Source organism: Olsenella profusa F0195 (assembly GCF_000468755.1).
Classification (GTDB): Bacteria; Actinomycetota; Coriobacteriia; order Coriobacteriales; family Atopobiaceae; genus Olsenella_F; species Olsenella_F profusa.
The window spans coordinates 130,417-145,774 of the sequence record NZ_AWEZ01000045.1 but is presented as its reverse complement, the minus strand read 5'-3'; the positions used below and the strand labels follow the sequence as shown (position 1 = coordinate 145,774).

Here is a 15,358-nt window from a genome sequence, read left to right as displayed (position 1 = left end):
GCCAACGTGCTCTATGCCACGATTCCGCCGAACGTGACGCCTAGCCGCGCGACTTTCCTCCCGAGACGTTGATGGTGGTGCCGGTGATGTAGCCTGCGCGGTCGGATGCCAGGAAGGCGACCGTCCAACCCACCTCGTCGAGCTTGCCGGGCCTGCCGACGGGAATCGACTTCTTGTAGTCAGTGTTGAGCTTGTCGGGCGTGGTGCCACGCGTGTAGGCAAGCGCCTCCTCGTAGGCGGGCGTCCTGAGGCTGGTGGCCTCCATGATGTCGGGCGCAACGGCCACGACGCGGACGCCGTGCGGACTAATCTCCTTGCCCCAGGATCTCGTGAAGGAATCAACGGCACCCTTGGTCGCCGAGTACGCCGACTGGCCGACCGAGCCCTCCTTGCCAGATGCGGACGACATGTTGACGATGACGCCCTTGCCCTGCTTGATCATCTGGCGCGCGCAGACCTGCGCGACGAGGAAGAGCCCCTTGACGTTGACGTTGAACATGAGATCGAAGTCTTTGACGTTGAGCTCGTATTCGGGCCGCTCGCCCTTGACGTCGACGAGCAGGCGTGGCCTGTTGAGGCCGGCGTTGTTGACCAGGATGTCAATGGAGCCGTATCTGTCGATGACGGCCTTCGCCATGGCGTTGACGCTATCGGGGTCGGCGACGTTGCACTTGACGCAGTACATGCTCTCGAGCTCTTTGCCTGTTTCGACGGTGAGGTCGGCAACCACCACCGTGGCCCCCGCCGCCTTGAGCACCTCGGCCACGTGCTTGCCGATGCCCGACGCCGCGCCCGTCACGATTGCGACCTTCTCCTCAAGCTCAAGCCACTGCTTTTCCACGGTGCGTTTCCTTCCTCTTTGATGTGCCTCGTGCAAGGCCCCTTTGTCCGGGAGCCTCTTTATCTGTGAATATACCTGCGACGTTGCCGCACAATAGCGTTGTCCTTCGTAGCCATGCTGCAAACGGCTGGACGAATGGCACGGCCACGCGGCCAGCTCAGCCATGCGGTGCCCTCGGCCGTGCGACGGCTTCAGCCGCGCGATGGCCCCTGCGTCCCCAAATCCTTGGCAAGCCTCTCAAACTTTCTTTGCCATGTCTCTTGGCTTGCGTGATTCCCTAGGTTGCGATATTGGGCCGAGAGGAGATACGCAAACTCGAGCTGCCTCATCTTGGATGCTCTGGGAAACTCGTCCTTCAGCTCCTGAATGTAGGAGTGACTGTGACGCGCTAGGATGTTATAGCTCATCTCGCAGTTCTTGCCCGTCTCCTGCGGCAGGGTCTGCCTAATCTCGGGAAGAAGCTCCTTGGCAGAGGTGTAGTCACCCTGCTCCAGGTAGAAGTTGAATGCCTTGACGATCAGCTCATGGCGCTGGCGCACGGGAACCCGTGCACCAAGCAGCTCCGTGATGAGGCGCTCCGCACGTTCGCCGTCGCCCCGTTGGACGTACGCGTTGAAGCGGGCAATCCCCGTGCCGTAGCGCCCGAGCACAAACGATGGGAGACCCCTCTGGAGATACCGATCGAGGAGGTCGAAGTCTCCCGTCGCAAAGAGGGCATCCGCCTTTGCCCTAACGACGTGGCGTAGCAATGACGTCGCCAGGTCATAGACGATGATGCCCACAAAGACCGCGACCAGCACAATCGTGGTGGCTGTTCCGCTCATGGCACCCCAATCACCCGTGCTCGTCAAAGCTCCGGCACCGTGGCAAGCGCGTAGTCCTCCGCCTCCTTGCTCCAGACGCCATGCGTCTTCGCAAGGATGGCTCCCAGCTCGGAGGCTGGGTCTATGTCAGACAGCTCACGCAGTGCAAGGTGCTTGTGCGTGTAGACGAGCTTTTTTCCCCCGCCAATCTGGCGCTGCTCCTCCGTGACGCGGGCGCAGTCATTGAGCCCCAGGACATGGGTCACCACCTTTGCCACGTTGACGACCTTCTCCTCCACGAGCCGGATTGACTCCCTGAGGTCGCCCGTCGTGCCGCCGGACGTCCCCACGTAATGCGAGCCGTTGTAGTGGATGTCATAGAAGTTCGTCGTGCCCATGAACTGCTTGTCCAGGGGACCTGCGAAGAAGTTAAGGCATCCGTCCGGGGCAAGCAGCAGAGAGCAATCCGTAATCATCTGCTGGTCGGCCACCATGAGAAGGACGTCGTCATACAGCCCGGACGCCGCCGACCGCAACAGGCCCACGACATCCTCCGCGCCAAACGTGTTCACGTAGCGGACACGCGTGCCCCCCTCGCTTGGGTAAAGCCTAGCCGCATGCTCGAGCTTCTCCTGGTTGCGGCCTGTAACGATGATGGTGCGCGGATTGTTCTTCCCATGCAGCGCAAGGTCAACGGCAAGCAGGCCCATGGGCCCCGTCCCGCCAAGGATGAGCAGGTTGCCACCATCCCTGATGCCCCTGCGATGGTCGTGGGTCCCAAGTGGAACGTGATAGGTGGCGTTGAACGCCCCGACCACGCATGACAGCGGTTCCAGCAGCGACCCCTCGAAGAAGGTCTCACCCTTATACGGCAGCAGGCACCCATGCTCCATCACGTCTGCGGGAATCACAATATAAGTTGCGTCGCCGCCGCAATAGCGATAGGAGTACCCAGGGCACCACGGGGCGTTCGGGAGCTGTAGGTTGGGCTGTATCACAAAGCGCTGACCTGGTTCGAACTGCCCCTTCCGTGCATCGCCGACGGCCATAATCTCGCCGCAGAACTCATGGCCCGTGATGACGGGGCGCGTCGCAAGGTCGGACGGCGCCTTTTTGTGGTCGGCTCCCTGCTCCACGAGCTTCCAGGTGGACATGCAGATGCTGTCCGTCACGACCTTGGCCAGAATCTCGTCATCCTTGATATCGGGAAGCTCAAACTCCTCAAGCCGTACGTCGTGCTTGCCATAGATGCGCACTGCCTTGGTTTTCATCGCTAAATTTCAAGCCTTTCGTCCGTGTCCCTCTCAATGGCCCTAGGCGAGGAAGCCAAGGCCGTAGCCGACGATGCCGACCGCAAACAGGACAAAGATGAGCACGATGGGGCTGAACTTCCTCTTGAGCAGCTTCATGCATAGCAGCGTAAGGCCAAGCGCGAGCAGCCCGGGGCACAGCTCGTCGAGAATGGTCTGGATCGTCGTAGTGGTCGTGACGCCATCGACCATGGTCTGGGACACGATGACAGGAATGTTGATGGTCGTCCACTTGGTGATGAGGACGCCCATGACAAAGAGGCCGAGTATCGTGGCGCCCTCGGTCAGCTTGGGCAGCACGTTGCCGGAGAGGTCCTTGACAATGCCGAGGCCGGCCTTGTAGCCATAAGTGAGGCCGTACCACTTGAACGCCAGACGGATGACGTTGAACAGGGCAAAGAACAGGGTGGGGCCGAGCGCGTTGCCCTGGGTGGCGAGCGAGGCGCCGAGGGCGGCCGTGATGGGGCGTAGCGTGCCCCAGACCAGGGGGTCGCCAACGCCGCACAGGGGCCCCATGAGACCGGCCTTGAGAGACTGGATGGTCTCCGCATCAATCTCCTTCCCGTTTGCCCGTGCCTCCTCCAGGCCGATGGTGACGCCGACGGGGATACCGCAGACGGCGGGCGTCACGTTGAAGAACTGGTTGTGGCGCTCGAGCGCAGCCGTCGCCTCCTGCTTATCGTCGCGATAGAGGTGCTTGATGGTTGGGATCATGTCGACGCAGAACGCGAGGGCGTGCATTCTCTCGTAGTTGAATGAAGCCTGCTGGAAGTTCTCGTAGACGAAGGTCCTGAAAAGGTCGCCCTTCGTAATCTTCTTCTCTGCCATGGGCTGTCCTCCTAATCCTCAAGCTCGTCATCGGGCAGCTCTGCAGGCGCTGCCTGGACGGATGGCGCGGAGACATTAAACTTCGGGTTGAGCTGCACATAGATGATTGCAAGGATGACTCCGATGCCACCCCAGACAAGCAGGCTGATGTCAGTCAGGTAGCTGCCGAGCAAGAATCCCAGGAAGAAGAAGGGCATAAGGTATTTGATGTTCATCATGTTGAGCAGCATGGCATAGCCGACGACCACGATGAACCCGCCCGCCACCGCGAGGCCGCCCGTAATGACATCAGGTATGGCCGCAAGCATCGCGCTGACCATCTCGGGGTTCACGGTCGCCGCGACGATGGTGGAGGGAATGGCGACGCGCAGCGCCTGGACAATAAGGGCCGTGAAGTGCAGGGTGATGATGCCCCGATAGTTTGCCTTCTCGACCTCAACGTCAGAGGCGTGCTGGAAGAAGACCGTGATGGTGCGGCAGATGACCGTCAGGACCTGTCCAGCCGCGGCAACGGGCAGGGCGATGGCTATGCCCATCTGAATGTCCTGGTGGCCGACGACGACGAGGATGGTGGAGATGACGGACGCCAGCGCGGAGTCGGGCGACTGCGCGGCGCCAATGTTCATCCAGCCTATCGCGATAAGCTCGAGCGTACCTCCCAGGATAATGCCCGTGATGGGGTCGCCAAGGATAAGGCCCGTGATGGAGCAGGCGATAAGCGGACGATGGGTCTGCCACTCGTCCAGAACGCTGCCCATACCTGTGATGGCAGACCATATGAAGATGAGGATGATGGTACCGAGGGGTAATGCCATGGTTCTCTCCTGTCTGTAGTCCAACATGCCACGTGTCTGCGCGCGAGCCGACGCGTGGCACTCTCTCGACCGCTACACCAGTCCGGCCGCGCTCAGCTTCTTGCCAAAGTCCTCCTTCTTATCAGAGACAACCACTCGCAGGTCAAGCTCGATACCAAGATTCATGAGCTCCTTGAAGTCAGCTGCGTCCTGGTGATCGACTGAGCAGGCCTTGGTAACTTGGGTCCTACCCTCCTTGAACTGCATGCCGCCGATGTTGACCGACGTGATGGGCACCCCGGCCTTAATCATGCGCAGGGGAGCCGAGGGCCCCGTGAACAGGAACATGACCTTTTCGGGGCCATACTTGGAGTTGTTGAAGACCTTGATTGACTTCTCCACGTTCACGACGTTGACCTTGACTCCCGGAGGCGCCGCCTGCTTCAGCAGGACCTTGCGAATGTCGTCCTTGGCAACCCCGTCGTCCACGATGAGGATTCGCTCGGCCTGTGCCTCCTTGGACCACACCGTGACGACCTGCCCATGGATGAGCCTGTCATCGATCCTTGCCAACCTAATCTGCATGTCCCTCTCCTTTCTGCTGACTTCCCGCAACTGGCTCTAGAAGTCATCGTCCTCGTCGATGGCCTCAGGGACAAACCTACGGACGACCTGCGGAGCCTGGTCAATGAGCGCCTGGGCGAGATCCGTCGCCCCCATCTCGTCCGAGGAGAACGCTGCCTCCAGGACGAGCGCAAGAGACATGCCCGAGAGAACCTCTATCCCGGACATCTCCCTTTTCATGGCCACAGCGCATGCGACATTGAAGGGAGTTCCGCCAAACAGGTCGGCGATGATGAGAGTCTCCTCGTGTGCGGAGAGGGTGGCCAGGATGTGCTGTTTGACCGTGTCGAACCCCTCTTGCGGAAGAAACGTCACGCAAGATATCTGCGGGCACACGCCGCAGATCATCTCACAAGAGGCCTTCATCTCTTGGGCAAGCCTCCCGTGTGCAACCAAAAGTATCTGTGTCACACCAATCCCCGTCTTCCAATCTTATCTTTCAAAATAAGAACTTACTAATCTTAGATAGATTTTCTTTCATTTCGTAAGTTATGAGCATAGTAATACAGAGTTCTGGCAGTCATGTCCAAAAATAGCAGTGGAGAGAAAATTACTCTGCAAAAGGTAAGGGAAGCGCCCTGAGCGGCGGGTTTACCTAGAGCCGTGCACGGATGCTGGATTGCAGGCTTGGGCTACAATCGGTAATGTCGTAACGGCAGCACAGCCCGTCGCGCGTGGATGGGACGCACGCCCCATGCCCCTGCTAGACTACTGTGAATGGCAAGACAACTTAAGTCTCTGGTTCCGAGAGCAATGGATGCCCACATGTCGATGAAGGATCAGCGCAGACAAGAAATCGTTCAGCTCATAGACACAAAGGGAAGCATCTCGTTCAGAGAGATCCGGGACAGGTTCCCCACCCTCTCGGAGGTCACCCTACGAGGTGACCTCAAGCAGCTCGACGCCGACCACCTGATAGTAAGAACCTATGGTGGGGCCCGTTCGATACGTTACGCCATTGGCGTGGACATCCCCATCAACCAGCGGATTGCGCGCAGCGCCGCGGCCAAGCGCGCCATTGCTGCAAAGGTCCGATCGCTGGTGAGCGGAAACGGTACCATCTTTCTCGACTCCGGAAGCACGACGACCGCACTCGCTCGCGTGCTACCCGACGCAAGATACACCGTGTTCACTCCCAGCCTGAGCTGCGCCAACGAGCTGGCCAGCCTTCAGAAGGTCACCACCATCATGCCTGGCGGCACCCTCAACGAGGAAAGCATGTGCCTAGAGGGCTCGCGAGCGATTGACGGCATCAGTGACATGAGGTTCGAGCAGATGTTCCTAGGGGCAACGGCGTATGCGGAGGGAGGCTTCACCTGTGAGCTTGACGAGCAGGCACACCTCAAGAGGGCGGCGATGGCGCGCTCGGAGGAGATTATTCTCCTCATGGATTCCAGCAAGATAGAGCGTAGGGGCACGTTCATGATCTGCGACATCCCAGACCTCGACATCGTCGTATCGGACGGGGGTCTGCCCCAAGACTTTCTCAAGGCGTGCGCGCGCGCCAACGTTGAGGTCATCTAGACGATATGGAGCGAGGTGGCTGGGGCCTCGCTTGTGAAGCAGAAGGCCCTCTTGGAGACAGCTTGAGTTAGGTTTCAGCTGTCCGCAGTCGGCTTACCGCAGTCATGGGAGGTCCCAGCCATAATTGAGTCTTTGACAGTTGAATAAAGAACCTGACTTTCAGTCGCCCTGCTGAACGGGTTTTTATTCAACTGTTAAAGACCTGATATAGTCAAGCTGCTTGCTCTCGCCCGTGCGCTTGTTCGTGAACGTACGCATGACACGGCCGACGGCCTGAAGGACATCCACCTTGCTGCGCTTGGGGCTAAAGAAGATGACGGCATCGAGCGACGGCACGTCCACGCCCTCGGCCAGGCAGCGCGCGTTCGTGAGGATGCGGCAGTCGTTCCTGCCGTCACTCTCCGCAAGCCACCCAAGCTTCTTCACGCGCAGCTTGGAATCCATCGAGCCGTCCACGTGGTCGAGCTCGCAGTCGGGGCCCGACTCGCCCGTGTTGCACACGTAGTTTTTCACCACCTGCTTGAAGGCGTAATCGATGTCCTTCGAGGCCTGAGTGGTGGAGCAGAAGCCCACGGCACGGTGTAGTGGCTCGATACGCTTGCCCTCGTCATCGAGCGAAAGGGCGTCACGATCCACGTCCCACTCGTCGAAGTCGTCCACCAGGAGGAAGTCAGTCGTCACGGCAGCCTCGTCGCCCTCGTAGGCATCAAGCCTCCTCTAGGCCTCCTCGCCGTGCGTGGCCAGGCCTCTCCAGCAACCGATGATCTTTGCGGCATCGCCCACGTCGAGCTCTGTATCGTTGCTGCCATGGGGAACGACGAGCTTCGATCCGGGCACGGCGTCCTCGTTTATCGCAAGCACGACCACGCGGTAGTCGCAGAGCAGCCCCCTGTTCGACAGCCGAGGCAAAGGTGAGTTCGTAGGCAATAGGGCCATACTTGTCCTCATCGTCCATGGAGTAGAGTTCGGCTGTAACCTCGCCAGCCTTCGTCTTGACGTTGTCGCCATAGACCTTGGGGGTCGCCGTCATGAAGAGGCGCTTGTCGGCGCGAATCCGCGTGCCATCGATGACGATCTGATAGCTCGCCACGTCATCATCGTCGGCGTACTTGGTACCGGCGGTCCGGTGCGCCTCGTCACACACGCACAGGCCAAAGCCCGGCAGGCCAGCCTCCTGGGCGCCCTGAACCACCTGCATGGATTGGTACGTGCTGAACACGACGATCATGGCATCGGGACAGTTCTCGCGCGTCCACTAATAGCGCTGGCGCAGGCTCGCCGAGTCCGTGGTCGCCAGGAAGGTCACGCCTACCACGTCATCGAGCACATCGTCCTCACCGACCTTCGACGCCTTGGCATCGGAGCACACCACGAGACTCCTGAGCTCCACACGCGACTGGTTGGTCCACTCGCGCATCGCCTGCGCGACGAGCGCGATTGACGGTGCGCAGAAGAGCACATCATGGCAGTTGTTGTCACGGAAGCGCTCCTCGGCAAGGCGCAGCGACATGGGGGTCTTGCCCGTACCGCATGCCATGATCGACTTGGCACGGTCATGCGACTCAAAGCATGCCTGTATCTGGTTGATGGCAGCCTGCTGGTACGGCCCCGGGCCGAAGGTCCTCGCCCAGCGAGCCCCCGCATCCTGGACGCTGCCCTGCATGAGCAGGGCCCAATCCACATTCGATTGGGCCATGTCAGAGGGCGTGAACACCATCGACGCCATGCCGCGATTCTGCTGCAGGGCCGTAGGTGGGCATTCACGTTTGACGAGAGCTCCTCGCCCACGGTAGCCACGATCAGCCCCGAATAGCGCTCGTCTGCCTCGGCAGCTGCAAAAAAAGTGCCCAGCTCCTTGTAAGTGAGCTTGTGGCGCTCGTCGTAGTTCTTGCACTGTACGGTCCAATACGTCCCTGGCCTATCGAGACGCTCGGCCACGATGCCGATACCGGCGTCACGTCCCGTGCGCAGAGGGTTCTCCATGTCGTCCCATCGCCAGACATGCCCCACTACCTGACGCAGCTCAGGGTCGTTGCGCAGATACCACGCCGTTACGCGTTCCCATAGGTCGCCCTTGTCATGCGTGATACGTTCATGGGAAGCGAGATAGCTAAGCACGTCATCGAACGTGACGATACGAATCTGGTCAGTGGGCATGGATCCCCCAATTCAGTGTAGGAACAGCCATGCCATTATCTTCCCATGAGAGACGGATGGCAAAGCCCTTGGATGCGCTTCACGACGAGTCGTTCGCACTTTTGCCCGGGGGTCATGCGAGTCGTATGCATTCCTGTGTCGTGAGGGAATGACGGGCACTTGCAGCTCACCTCATATACCTGCGGTTCCTCTCGCCATGGTGTCTCGTGATGGAGAATGTCTCCGACAAACAGCCGTCAGAATTGCATACGACTCGGAACGACACGCGAGCGGATTGCATACGACTCCGAAAGACAGGCTGCGAAAGGCGGGTGCGGGTCGTACGGGAGGTGCAACCGCGCGTACCCTCCCTACTCCCCTCTTTGATACACCCTGCTCCCGCTCACGTAGGTCTCCTCTACCGTGAGGTCGCGGTCGAGCACCACGAAGTCCGCGTCCAGGCCGGGACGCAGGGAGCCGCACACGTCGGCAAGGCCGCTCGACCGTGCGGGAACCTCGCTCGCCATGCGCAGGGCCTGCTCCGCCGTCGCGACGTTCCAGTCCACCACGTTGCGCACGGCCTGGTCGAGCGTGAGGGTGGAGCCCGCCAGGTTGCCACCGTCCCTGAGGTGCGCCACGCCATCCCGCACCACGATGGGAAACTCGCCCAGGTAGTAGTCGCCGTCGGGCATGCCGCCGCAGCGCAGGCAGTCCGTCACCAGCACCGTGTGGTCGGTGCCCTTGGCCCGCACGAGCGCCTCCGCGGCCGTCGGGCTCACGTGCAGGCCGTCACAGATGACCTCGGCATAGGTGCCACGGGAGGTCATGGCCGCGCCCACCATGCCCGGCTCGCGGTGATGGAGCGGGCTCATGCCGTTGTAGGTGTGCACGAAGACGTCCGCGCCCGCGTCCACGGCCGCCATGGCCTGCTCGTAGCTGGCGTCGCTGTGTGCCAGTGCCACGTGCACGCCCTGTGCGGCGAGGGCCTCGGTAAACGCCATGGACCCTGCGCGCTCGGGTGCGATGGCGATCTTCCTCACGAGCCCCCGGGCACGCCTTTGCCAGCCGTCGAACACCTCCACCGAGGGATCCTGGAAGTATCTGGGGTTCTGTGCGCCCTTGTGCCGCTCCGTGAAGAAGGGCCCCTCCAGGAAGATGCCCCGCACGTGGGCACCACCCACATCATCGGCCGCGGCCACCGAGGCACAGGCATCGCCCATCTGCCCCACGCTTGCCGTGAGGATCGTGGGAAGCCAGGACGTCACGCCGTGCGCAGTGAGACCGCGCGCGACCCTGCCCACGCCCTCGGAGTCAGCGTCCAGCACGTCATAGCCCAGAAAGCCGTGGATGTGGGTGTCCACCAGACCGGCCGCGACCCACCTGCCCGTGTGGTCAACGACCCTGCAGTCCGGTCGCTGCCGCGTGAAGCGGCCACACCTGCCATTCTCCACCGTGAGATAGCCCGCCCCACTCACCCTGCCCGGCAGGAAGAACCGATCCGCCTTGACCGCATATGCCTCCATGGATGCCTCCTCATGGCTTCGTCCACAGGCTCGTGCCCGCACCGGAGCGCTCGCCTCTAGACCCTGCTGTGCACCACGTGATACTTGAACTTGTCCGCCCGTGCGACGCTCTGTGTGTACTCGATGACATCCCCGGCGACGTTGCGGGTGACGCGCGCGATCTCCAGCATGGGGGCGCCGGCGGGGATGCCCAGCTGCTCCGCGTCGGAAGGACGGGCGCATCCCGCGCGAATCTCCTCCTCCGCCGTCGCAATCTGCTGGTGGTACTCGTGCTCCAGGATGTCGTATAGGGGACGCTCCGAGGCGATCTTCTGGCTGAGGCCGGGGAACGGCCGCATGGGCAGGTAGGTGTGACCCGCCAGCATGGGCACGCCATCGGCCAGGCGCAGACGGTACAGGTCGTAGACGTGCGTACCCAGGTGCAGGCCAAGCGCGGAGCTCACGGCCTTGTTGGCCTCCTTTTCGGCGAAGCCCAGGATGCGCGTGGACGGCACCCTTCCCAGCGCGCGCATCTCATCGGTGAAGCTGTAGCACAGGGAGAGGTCCGCTGCGGAGTGCCTTGCGTCGGCCACGAAGGTCCCCTTGCCATGCCGGCGGTGGATGAGCCCCCGACTCTCCAGTCTCTCGAGGGCGAGCCGTACGGTCGTACGTGAGAGGCCATACCGCTCGGAGAGCTGCCGCTCCGAGGGCAGGAGGTCACCGGGCGACATGTCACTTTGGATCCCGTCCCGCAGGACATCGAATAGCTGGCTGTACAGGGGCTGCTTCCCGGATAGCTTGGTCATGGCCCACCCCTTGGATAGTCTCTGACTTTACTGGTTACTACCACATACCAACTGTAGCCCTTCTTCGGGCCGACTGGGAACGGCACGGGAAACGCTCACGCCCGGTGCACCGCTCGCCGAACGCAGGGGAACGGTCAGGGTGTATGTGCAGCTAAGACTATATCGAATCGGACGAAAAGCGAAGATGTGACATAGGGACGATAGGCTCCCCTCACCTCCTACCCTTCGTTCCACATACCAGGCGCACAGATGTTCCACACCAACTGGTATCAAGATAATATGCATGTTTTCGGTATCGCAATGGAGTACCGTCATCAGGGAGCATAGATGCGAGAGCACCGGGAGGACGCCATGAGGATCATCCGCACCACCGACTACGACGACATGAGCCGCAAGGCCGCCAACGTCATCTCCGCCCAGGTGATCCTCAAGCCCACGAGCGTGCTGGGCCTGGCCACCGGCACCACACCCCTGGGGGCCTATAGGCAGCTGGCCCGGTGGTGCGAGCGCGGCGACGTGGACTTCTCACAGGTATCCACCTACAACCTGGACGAGTATCGCGGCCTCTCCCATGAGGATGTCCAGAGCTATCACCATTTCATGCGCGTCAACTTCTTCGACCACGTCAACATCGACCTGGCCAACACCCACGTGCCCGATGGCTCCAACCCCAACGTCAGGGCCGCCTGTGCGGCGTACGACCACATGGTGGCCGCGGCAGGCTACCCCGACCTCCAGCTTTTGGGCATCGGCCGCAATGGGCACATCGGCTTCAACGAGCCCGACTCCGTCTTTTCCAAGGGCACCCACCTGGTGAACCTCACCGAGAGCACCATCAAGGCCAACAGCCGCCTGTTCGACAGTCCCGACGACGTGCCGCGCCAAGCCTACACCATGGGCGTGCAGGCCATCATGTACGCCCGCGGCGTGCTGGTGATTGCCAGCGGGAGGGACAAGGCCAAGGCCGTGCGCGGCATGTGCCTGGGCCCTGTTGACCCGCAGTGCCCCGCCTCCATACTGCAGCTGCACACCAACTGCGTGGTCATCGCCGACGAGGCGGCGCTCTCGCTGTGCCCCCAGTAGCGCCCTACCGAGCGTGCAATCCACGTACAGATTGCACGCACCATGCTTGCCAACTGGGCAGACGTAGCCCAAGCTCACAAACGGACGAAGGATTGTGGGCTCGCGTCACATGCCTTCGACGTATGCCTCCCCTACAATGAGGATATGCACCGTATGCGAGTGGAGGCACATGGATACCGAGGAGACCGCGCTCGACCGGCTGCGGCTGGTAATGGGCAGCGAGGCGCTTGCGCGTGTGCAGGCCGCGCGCGTGATGGTCATCGGCTTGGGTGGCGTGGGATCAAACTGTGCCGAGGCGCTGGCACGTGGTGGCGTGGGGTCGCTCGTCCTCCTCGACCGCGACGTAGTGGCACCAAGCAACGTCAACCGCCAGGCAGTGGCCTACCAGAGCACCATCGGCCAGGAGAAGGCCGAGGTCATGGCCCGCATCGTGGCAGACGTCAATCCCACATGCGACGTCATCGCCCAGCGGGTCTTCCTCTCGAGGGAGGGGCTCCCCACCACGCTTGCCGCACTCCCCCGTCCAGACTACGTGGTGGACGCCATCGACACCGTCAGCCAGAAGCTCGTGCTTGCCCAGTGGTGCCAGGATCGGGACATCCCCCTCATCAGCTCCATGGGTGGGGGCAACAAGCTCGACCCCACGCGACTGCGCTTCGCACGCATCGAGCGCACCTCGGGAGACCCCCTGGCGCGTACCGTCCGCAAGGAGTGCCGCAGGCGCGGCGTCAGGGGACTCGAGGTGCTCTACTCCGACGAACGACCCCGTGAGCCTGAGGGGAAGGTACAGGCCATCGACGAGGCAGGCCTCGTGCGCGAGGGTGCCTCCATCCTCGGTACCATGAGCTACATGCCACCCATCATGGGCCAGATGATCGCGGGACGCGTCATCTGCCGCCTTGCCGATCTCACCTGGGAGAACGCCTAGCCATGAGACTCGTTGACGCCCACGTGCACCTGGACTTCATGTCCAATGCCGCAGAGGTGGCCGCAGATGCCGCCCGAGACGGGCTCGGCCTCTATGCCGCCACGGTGACGCCCGCGGGCTATGACGCGGCCCATCCGGAGCTGGACGACGTCCCCAACGTGTGCCTTGCCCTCGGTCTCCATCCCTGGTGGGTCGCGGACGGGCGCTGCAAAGAGCGGGATGTCCGCCACTTCGAGGAGCTCGCTGGCCACACGCGCTGGTTGGGCGAGGTGGGCCTCGACTTCTCCGACACCCACACGGCACCCGACTCCCACGGACGCCAGGCAGCGGCCTTCGCGCGCGTCTGTGCAGCCGCTGCCCGGACGTCCTCCTCGGTGCTCTCCATCCATTCCGTGCGCGCGGCGGACACATGCCTCGACATCCTTGCCGACACGGGCTGCCTCGAGCGCTGCCACTGCGTGTTCCACTGGTTCAGCGATAGCTCGGACGAGCTGCATCGCGCCGTGACCTCAGGATGCTGGTTCTCCGTCAACGAGATGATGCTCGCCACCCGGCGTGGCCGCGAGTACGCCCGCCAGGTGCCGTTGGGGCGTCTGCTCACCGAGACGGACCTCCCTCCCCATGGGAGAGCACCCTTCTCCGCGCGGAAGATAGAGGCCTCGCTCGAGCGCAGCATCGCCACCATGGCACAGCTGCGCCACCTCGACCTCGATGACCTCCGGGACAAGGTGGCACGGAATGCGGAACGGCTCGTGCGGCAAGGCTCGTGGAGCTAGCTGGCACGCCCCTCGACGACGCCCCTCTCGCTGCGCTCCAACAGCGGTGAGGCACCGCCGCCCACGCTCTCGGGCGTGACCGTGACCCTATAGATGTCCAGGTCGCTCGGTAGGTCGAACATCGTTTGCTCCAGGGTGGACTCGCAGATGGCCCTGAGGCCGCGCGCGCCGGTACCGCGCGCGATGGCCTGGCGCGCCATCTCGCGCAGCGCCTCGTCGGTGAACTCAAGCTCCACGCCCTCGATCTGGAACATGCGCCTGTACTGCTTGACGATGGCGTTCTTGGGCGTGGTGAGAATCTCCACGAGATCGTCCTCAGTGAGCTCCCTGGTGGAGGTGATCACGGGAATGCGGCCGACGAACTCGGGAATCATGCCAAAGCTGTGCAGGTCCTGCGGCATGACCTGGCTCATGAGCTCGTCTTGGTTGTCCTCCACCTTGCGGGCAAGCGCGCCACTGAAGCCGATGCCCTTCCTGCCGATGCGATCGGCGACGATCTTGTCCAGGCCCACGAAGGCACCACCGCAGATGAACAGGATGTTCTTGGTGTTGATGTGAATGAGCTCCTGCTGGGGATGCTTGCGGCCGCCCTGGGGTGGGATGCTGGCGTCGGTACCCTCGAGGATCTTGAGCAGCGCCTGCTGCACGCCCTCGCCCGAGACGTCGCGCGTGATGGAGAGGTTCTCCGCCTTGCGAGCGATCTTGTCGATCTCGTCGATGTAGACGATGCCCACCTGGGCGCGCGCGATGTCGCCATCTGCGGCCGTGATGAGCTTGAGCAGGATGTTCTCCACGTCCTCACCCACGTAGCCGGCCTCGGTGAGGGTGGTGGCATCCGCAATGCAGAACGGCACCTCCAGAAAGCGCGCGAGCGTCTGCGCGAGCAGCGTCTTGCCCGTGCCCGTGGGCCCCAGAAGCAGGATGTTGCTCTTGGCAAGCTCCACGCGCTCGGTCGCGCCCTTGGCCTCCTCCTCGGGCGTCTCATCGTCACCCGTGAGGACGCGCCGGTAGTGGTTGTACACGGCCACGCTCATGGCGCGCTTGGCATCCTCCTGGCCCATCACGTACTGGGACAGCTCGTCATAGATCTCGTGCGGGGTGGGCAGGCTCCCGATGGGAGGGCGCCTCTCGACCTCGAAGCCCTCGACAGACAGATCACCATCCTCTGCCAGCATCTGCGAGCATTCGGACACGCACTCGTCGCAGATGAAGACCCCGTTGGGACTCTGAATGAGCCTGCGCACCTGACTGCGCGGCTTCCCGCAGAAGGAGCAGTGTATCTCTGGCGGCATGCCCCTGTTGTCATCCTGTGCCATCAGCATCCTCTCGATAGCAGCGGCTGTGTCTCGATCCTACCACTGGTATCCCACCGCAGGCCGCCCGAGGCTGCCACGCGGCCCCGG

At 62.3% G+C, this 15,358-nt stretch carries 17 protein-coding genes and 2 pseudogenes; 4 read left to right on the top strand and 15 right to left on the bottom strand.

Features of this window, described 5'->3' with window-relative positions; all coding sequences use genetic code 11:
• Positions 1-40: 40 nt before the first annotated feature.
• From HMPREF1316_RS06370 to HMPREF1316_RS06340, 7 genes are all read right to left on the bottom strand, one after another.
• The gene (locus HMPREF1316_RS06370) at positions 41-841 is read right to left on the bottom strand and encodes a sorbitol-6-phosphate dehydrogenase subunit (RefSeq protein ID WP_021726021.1); all 801 of its coding nucleotides are present in this window, start codon (positions 839-841) and stop codon (positions 41-43) included.
• A gap of 191 nt (positions 842-1,032) precedes the next feature.
• Positions 1,033-1,665, bottom strand: coding sequence for a hypothetical protein (locus tag HMPREF1316_RS06365; RefSeq protein ID WP_021726034.1), 633 nt, complete (start codon positions 1,663-1,665; stop codon positions 1,033-1,035).
• A 23-nt stretch (positions 1,666-1,688) separates the two neighbouring features.
• The gene (locus HMPREF1316_RS06360) at positions 1,689-2,915 is read right to left on the bottom strand and encodes a zinc-binding dehydrogenase (protein WP_021726183.1); all 1,227 of its coding nucleotides are present in this window, start codon (positions 2,913-2,915) and stop codon (positions 1,689-1,691) included.
• Between the two features lie 42 nt (positions 2,916-2,957).
• Complete coding sequence (locus tag HMPREF1316_RS06355; RefSeq protein WP_021726152.1) at positions 2,958-3,782, bottom strand: PTS system mannose/fructose/sorbose family transporter subunit IID; 825 nt, start codon at positions 3,780-3,782, stop codon at positions 2,958-2,960.
• Positions 3,783-3,793: 11 nt separating this feature from the next.
• On the bottom strand, positions 3,794-4,597 hold the full coding sequence (locus HMPREF1316_RS06350) for a PTS mannose/fructose/sorbose transporter subunit IIC (RefSeq protein ID WP_021726204.1): 804 nt from the start codon (positions 4,595-4,597) through the stop codon (positions 3,794-3,796).
• Between the two features lie 72 nt (positions 4,598-4,669).
• The gene (locus HMPREF1316_RS06345) at positions 4,670-5,161 is read right to left on the bottom strand and encodes a PTS system mannose/fructose/N-acetylgalactosamine-transporter subunit IIB (protein WP_021726012.1); all 492 of its coding nucleotides are present in this window, start codon (positions 5,159-5,161) and stop codon (positions 4,670-4,672) included.
• A 36-nt stretch (positions 5,162-5,197) separates the two neighbouring features.
• The gene (locus tag HMPREF1316_RS06340; RefSeq protein WP_021726109.1) at positions 5,198-5,611 is read right to left on the bottom strand and encodes a PTS sugar transporter subunit IIA; all 414 of its coding nucleotides are present in this window, start codon (positions 5,609-5,611) and stop codon (positions 5,198-5,200) included.
• Positions 5,612-5,965: 354 nt separating this feature from the next.
• Between HMPREF1316_RS06340 and HMPREF1316_RS06335 the strand changes: the two genes are divergently transcribed.
• On the top strand, positions 5,966-6,724 hold the full coding sequence (locus tag HMPREF1316_RS06335) for a DeoR/GlpR family DNA-binding transcription regulator (RefSeq protein ID WP_021726267.1): 759 nt from the start codon (positions 5,966-5,968) through the stop codon (positions 6,722-6,724).
• A gap of 183 nt (positions 6,725-6,907) precedes the next feature.
• On the opposite strand, the gene HMPREF1316_RS13210 is transcribed toward HMPREF1316_RS06335, so the two are convergent.
• The 7 genes and pseudogenes from HMPREF1316_RS13210 to HMPREF1316_RS06320 form a co-directional block, all read right to left on the bottom strand.
• Positions 6,908-7,405 carry a helicase-related protein gene (locus tag HMPREF1316_RS13210; protein ID WP_021726062.1) on the bottom strand — a complete coding sequence of 166 codons (498 nt, stop codon included), beginning with the start codon at positions 7,403-7,405 and terminating at the stop codon, positions 6,908-6,910.
• Positions 7,406-7,441: 36 nt separating this feature from the next.
• Entirely contained in the window at positions 7,442-7,633 is a 192-nt protein-coding gene (locus HMPREF1316_RS14750) for a hypothetical protein (protein WP_051332944.1), read from the bottom strand.
• A gap of 115 nt (positions 7,634-7,748) precedes the next feature.
• Positions 7,749-7,952: pseudogene (locus tag HMPREF1316_RS15055) on the bottom strand (hypothetical protein); the annotation flags it as partial.
• Between the two features lie 27 nt (positions 7,953-7,979).
• A complete protein-coding gene (locus tag HMPREF1316_RS13200) occupies positions 7,980-8,450 on the bottom strand; it encodes a DEAD/DEAH box helicase family protein (protein ID WP_051332943.1) in 471 nt (156 codons plus the stop codon).
• 35 nt (positions 8,451-8,485) lie between these two features.
• Positions 8,486-8,881, bottom strand: a pseudogene (locus HMPREF1316_RS15050) (restriction endonuclease); the annotation flags it as partial.
• Between the two features lie 350 nt (positions 8,882-9,231).
• Entirely contained in the window at positions 9,232-10,383 is a 1,152-nt protein-coding gene (nagA, locus tag HMPREF1316_RS06325; protein ID WP_021726208.1) for an N-acetylglucosamine-6-phosphate deacetylase, read from the bottom strand.
• A 56-nt stretch (positions 10,384-10,439) separates the two neighbouring features.
• Positions 10,440-11,168 (bottom strand): GntR family transcriptional regulator, encoded by a 729-nt coding sequence (locus HMPREF1316_RS06320; RefSeq protein WP_021726090.1) that lies wholly within the window; start codon positions 11,166-11,168, stop codon positions 10,440-10,442.
• 351 nt (positions 11,169-11,519) lie between these two features.
• Between HMPREF1316_RS06320 and nagB the strand changes: the two genes are divergently transcribed.
• The 3 genes from nagB (at position 11,520) to HMPREF1316_RS06305 (ending at position 13,955) form a co-directional block, all read left to right on the top strand.
• Positions 11,520-12,251: a glucosamine-6-phosphate deaminase gene (gene nagB, locus HMPREF1316_RS06315; protein WP_040651714.1), complete on the top strand. Its 732-nt coding sequence runs from the start codon at positions 11,520-11,522 to the stop codon at positions 12,249-12,251.
• A 169-nt stretch (positions 12,252-12,420) separates the two neighbouring features.
• Complete coding sequence (locus HMPREF1316_RS06310) at positions 12,421-13,179, top strand: tRNA threonylcarbamoyladenosine dehydratase (protein ID WP_040651647.1); 759 nt, start codon at positions 12,421-12,423, stop codon at positions 13,177-13,179.
• A gap of 2 nt (positions 13,180-13,181) precedes the next feature.
• A complete protein-coding gene (locus HMPREF1316_RS06305; RefSeq protein ID WP_021726174.1) occupies positions 13,182-13,955 on the top strand; it encodes a TatD family hydrolase in 774 nt (257 codons plus the stop codon).
• Here the strand turns inward: HMPREF1316_RS06305 and clpX are convergent.
• A complete protein-coding gene (clpX, locus tag HMPREF1316_RS06300; protein ID WP_021726115.1) occupies positions 13,952-15,271 on the bottom strand; it encodes an ATP-dependent Clp protease ATP-binding subunit ClpX in 1,320 nt (439 codons plus the stop codon). The genes HMPREF1316_RS06305 and clpX overlap by 4 nt on opposite strands.
• Between the last annotated feature and the right edge of the window lie 87 nt (positions 15,272-15,358).